1 protein-coding gene is annotated in these 1,019 nt (G+C 51.4%); it reads right to left on the bottom strand.

Annotated elements, in window-relative coordinates; genetic code table 11:
* Positions 1 to 23: 23 nt before the first annotated feature.
* A partial coding sequence (locus HEN21_RS22510; RefSeq protein ID WP_183082955.1) for an autotransporter outer membrane beta-barrel domain-containing protein occupies positions 24 to 1,019 on the bottom strand: 996 nt, incomplete at its 5' end.

Here is a 1,019-nt window from a genome sequence, read left to right as displayed (position 1 = left end):
ACGTGACGGGCGGCAAAGTGGCATTAAAAGAGATATTTCATGCCCAGCATTCCCTGGGTATCGCTGTAACCATTGTCCCCCAACTGCTGGGCGACGTTGCCCCACAGTTGCAGACGCGGATTAAGCTGACCTTCCACCCCAACTTTTAACTCGCCGATGTTACGCGTGCCGATGATTTCATCGCTGATGCCATCCATCTTCACGCTGTAATTGCGGGAGTTATAAATCCAGTTGGTTTCCACGAAAGGCTGGAAGGAACGCGCTTTATGATCATCAATAGCATTATGACCTTGCAGGTACGCTTTCACCCCCAGACGCGTTTGCAGGTTACCTTCGGTGCTGTCCTCAACCAGAGTGCCATTGTCTTCAGTATGATTGTCTGCTTTCACATCCATCCACGTCAGTTGCATTTTGGGCTGCAACCAGTAGCTGGTGCGGGTATCTGCGCTTTCACCAAGACGGAAGGTATAACCCGCTTCAATAGCGGCGGTGATACCGTCAGAGTGATATTTTTCACTGGGCAGATACTCGCCGGAGACGGTGTTATCAAACCAGTTATAGAGCAACCAGCTATCAACATAAGTCCCTGTTTTATCTGCTTCGTTAGCGTACCAGGTGCCATACACGCCAACACTGTAGCCGTCGATTTGCCCGCGTGAGTTGTACCCGGTCAGGTTGGAATGTGTGTGACTCTTGCTGTTGGCATAGCCAGCCATCAGGCCGAGATGCCAGCGATCGAGAGCATTACTGCTCCATTGCGCAATATCGCCGCCAAGTTGCAGAACATAACGGTTGCTCTGGGTGTTCAGTTCATCCGAGCGATCTTTAAAGCGGTTATGTCCGCCAATGTTACGTAACCACAGACTGGTCACTTTCTGCTCGCCGGTCAGCAGGTCGGTGTATTGTGTTTCTCCCAGACGGTCATGCAGTCGGGTATTAAACAGGGTATTTGCCGCCTGAATATTGGCCACATAGCTGCCAATCTCCGGGCGATACTGATGCTTTCTTTCCGGCTGCGG

It is taken from the genome of Escherichia sp. 93.1518, from assembly GCF_013368915.2.
Classification (GTDB): Bacteria; Pseudomonadota; Gammaproteobacteria; order Enterobacterales; family Enterobacteriaceae; genus Escherichia; species Escherichia ruysiae.
The sequence above is the reverse complement of the archived record's forward strand: the minus strand, read 5'-3'. Positions and strand labels throughout refer to the sequence as shown.